Below are 3,785 nucleotides of genomic sequence, written 5' to 3'. Positions count from 1 at the left end.
CAGGCAATCAGTATGGTTCTTAAAATGGCCATTACAATTGCAGTGGTGAACACGACATCCAATACGATATTTGCGTAATAAAAAAAGCTGATAAAGAAATAATCCGTAGAACCTACTAATCCCTTACTGGCCAGAGATGAGGCCAGAGGCATTACTTCAGCTTTCTTTTTCCCCATCAGTTCGCCAACAGAAACGAAAGTATATCCCTTTTTTTTGTAGAAATCGATTATTCTTGGAAGTGCATCAACTGTGGCCTGCCGGTTTCCGCCCGCATCATGAAGCAAAAGTATATTCCCGTTGTCATACTGTTTAACCACTTCGTTAAAAATCTGGTCGGAAGTTTTACCGGGTTGCCAATCCTGGGGATCGATAAACTCGCCGATATTTACATAATTTTCCCTGCGGCTTTGCGCAACGGGAAGAATCTCGGAGAGGTTTTGGGGTTCTGCATCAGCATTAAACGGCGCCCTGAATAAGATTGTGCTGTGCCCGGTTACGCACTCTATTAATCTTCGGGTGGCATTTAGCTCAAAACTTACCCGCTCGGGACCAATTGTAGACATATCAGGGTGAAAAAAGGTATGGTTGCCAATCTCATAACCCTGATTATATTGCCTGCGAAGCAGTTCCATGTTTTTTTCGGCCATCAGACCCACAACAAAAAAGCACCCAGGTACTTTATTTTTGGCTAAAACATCCATCACCTGTGGCGTGTATACCGGATCGGGACCATCATCGAAGGTCAGCGCAATTTTTTTATCAGCTTCACCAAATCTTTTAATCACGTACTGGCTTGGCAGGCGAAGGTAATCTTCTGAGAGAATAGACCGGTCTATGCGGTCTATGGTAAACCGGACAGAACCGGGAGCTGGGGTGGCAATCAAATCCAGTATCTCACCATCCCCGATATAGGCAATGCCATTCATTATAGGTTTAGCGAGTTTACGCAAATCAAAAGGGGTTTTCTTCATCGACTCCAAACTCAGATTGGTATTAATGAAAGTCCAGATGCGCTTATCTTCAGAACCTAAACGCCAGAGTGCAATCCCGGCTACGCCCCAGTCATCTGCTTTTCGGATAAGGTTATAATAAGTGGCAGCATCAGTAAAATGTACGCTATGGCGGATTCCGTTAGCGTCATTGTAGCGGTAATTAAGATTGGCAGATTCAGTGTCAAAATACACCTTTGATTTGTTGGCATTCGCAGTAATGATGGTCTCTTCGTAGGTTACGCTGCTACCTACACTGTTTTCGGGCCAATCGTAACCATAACAAGCCAGGGCCAGTATCACTTTTTTCGGGTCGATGAGCTCGCATATATTATCCAGCTTTTCCTCCACCCATTCCTGATTGGCAATATCTCCTGCATTGCTCTGCTCCGTATGCTGATCATAAGCCATTAATATAAGGTAGTCATTGTATTTGGCTAATTCTTTGGCATTATAATCATCATTTTCAGGAGAGATATCCTGGGTAACCATTAGACCACTATGATGAAACTGTCCATACAGGCGGTCCATGAAGGCTAAAAATAAAGAAGGCTGCTCCAGGTTTAGTTCTTCAAAATCAATATTGATTCCGGAAAATCCATTTTTGGTGACCAGTGCTTTAAGTTCGGTGATAAATTTTTGCTGGCTCGTTTCATTTGAGAGCATCTTTCGCACAACGTCACCATCCCAATGGTCGGTATTATAATTGGAAACCATTGCAAGCGACTTTTTGCCAGCCCGGTGAATTATGTTCAGTGCTGCGGTATCTATCTGTGCAAATATGGAATCAGGCCTGATGAAAAAAGATTCCGTGGCAACCATATCCAGATGACTGATATTTTTGCGTAAATCTGCCAGGGAATTGGTTTTACTGGCTGTCCAGCTCACATAAAAGGCAAGATTCAGGCGTTTATCATCAGTATGGACGAGTGTCCTGGAATCCTTATCTTTTTTAATTTGCTCGAGCTTACTTTTTTGAATTTTAAAATCGCGGTATTGCTGAGATTTTTTAAGTCTGGACAGCGCCTTTCCGGTTAAGGGTGTATTAGAGTGAAAATAAGGCAGGGCGGGCGATTGTATAGAAGAAATAGTATAAACAACACAGCCCAGTGCAATTATAAGTGCAATAATAAGGCTTCTACTGGTCCAGATAAAAGTTAACCACCGGCTTTTTGTATTGCTTTGGAATATCTGTTTTTGCTCCATAATTGCTTGTTTACCTGATAAATATGCTAATAAAAATAATTTTTCAAAGGCTTTTTTCTATTTGAACTCAACTAAAGGTGTAATTTTTAGGATTTGATTTAATCAATCCATTGAAGTCAGTAAATTTCCTTCAGGCACCCCTAACAGCCGGCTAAACCAGGCTTTCAAGAACATAATTCCTTGCCTTTAATAATAAATCAAGATTAAAAATAGTACTGTATATATGAATTTTTAGTGAAGCAAACAGTAGATTAACCTCAAGATAAACTAATGTTGATGTTTACAGAGGAGTATCAAGGGGATATCGGGAAGAAAATTATGGCTTAGATTCATGCCGGGCTAAATGAAACAGAAACGCAACGGACCTGATCAAATGTTCAAAAGTACCATTGATACTTCATTTTTGAGGTGTAACTTTTATTTTCTAAATATGGTAATGTTATTTTACAAATATCAATTACGCCAAAGTACCATTGTGGCATTGACAAGGAATTTTTTACTCCGTTAAGAAGATTTTTAACCAATTAAAGTTCCAAAACATTTATTCCTCAATTAATTTTAAATTCAATGTGTTATACTGGCCCTGGTTCGCATTAACACTTAATTGATAAGCGTAACGGCCATTACTTAGCGGTTTCTCCCCAACGAAATCAATTGGCTGAACGGTGTAGCTCCGCCCATCAATCTCAAGTTTAACAAATGCATATCTGTAAGCCTCGCTAAATTTTTTATATCCTGTCTGTTTTCCGGAATCCAAATCGCCAAAGCTTACTTCACCCGTTCCGGTATTGACAATCACATTTTTAAAGTTGTGTTGACTGCTGTTCGATAATCGAATTTCAGGACCAGACTGCTCATTATGCTTCTCTTTTGAACAACCGACTATCATATTGATAGCGAAAATTAAAATTAGGATTCTTTTCATTGCTTTAGTTTAAGAGTACAAGCATTTATTTAAACTATTTGATTAATATAATACTAATTTTTTTGAAACGAAAGAACAAAACGGATGGAATTGTCCAGTTCATTACTGACACCAGCTATTACTTGTGGGTAACATTGGATGAGTTTCTTTCTGGTATTTAGGTTTGGATAAGGATAGGCTGTGTTTTGTCAGCTCACCAGATGCGTACGCGGTCATTTGTTGGCAAATAAAGTTTATTTTTTGGATCGACAGAAAAGGCCTTATACCACGCATCGATATTTCTAACAACACCGTTTACGCGATACTCTGCTGGCGCATGGTAGTCGCGAAGTGTTAAACGATATGCTTCAGGTGTATACAATGTCCGGCAAGCTTGAGCCAGGGAAAGGAAATACCGCTGGTCTCCAGTATATCCATCCAAAACAGATGAATTTCCTTTATCTTTAAGATAGAGCTGGTAGGCATCGTAGGCTACAATTGCTCCTGTCAGGTCACCAATGTTTTCGCCTAATGTCTGTTTTCCATCAACGTGAAGGCCATCAATTGGCGAAAAGGAATTGTATTGTTCAACTAATTGGGCAGTACGCGTTTGGAATGCTGTTCGGGTATTCATCGTCCACCAATCCCGTAATTTTCCGTTACCATCAAACTTTGAGCCTTCGTCG

At 40.1% G+C, this 3,785-nt stretch carries 3 protein-coding genes; all 3 read right to left on the bottom strand.

All coding sequences use genetic code 11. The features are described from left to right. Positions 1–2,195: polysaccharide deacetylase family protein (locus tag R2Q16_RS20320; RefSeq protein ID WP_316739909.1), on the bottom strand; the 2,195-nt coding region annotated here is incomplete at its 3' end. 541 nt (positions 2,196–2,736) lie between these two features. Further along, positions 2,737–3,120, bottom strand: coding sequence for a hypothetical protein (locus R2Q16_RS20315; RefSeq protein ID WP_316739907.1), 384 nt, complete (start codon positions 3,118–3,120; stop codon positions 2,737–2,739). 193 nt (positions 3,121–3,313) lie between these two features. Beyond that, positions 3,314–3,785: M13-type metalloendopeptidase (locus tag R2Q16_RS20310; RefSeq protein ID WP_316739904.1), on the bottom strand; the 472-nt coding region annotated here is incomplete at its 5' end.

It is taken from the genome of Pedobacter aquatilis (assembly GCF_032678425.1).
GTDB classification, from domain to species: domain Bacteria; phylum Bacteroidota; class Bacteroidia; order Sphingobacteriales; family Sphingobacteriaceae; genus Pedobacter; species Pedobacter aquatilis_B.
The sequence above is the reverse complement of the archived record's forward strand: the minus strand, read 5'-3'. Positions and strand labels throughout refer to the sequence as shown.

Excerpts from the sequence above, each read along its gene's own strand:
- R2Q16_RS20315 (WP_316739907.1), bottom strand. The coding sequence starts at position 3,120 with ATGAAAAGAATCCTAATTTTAATTTTCGCTATCAATATGATAGTCGGT.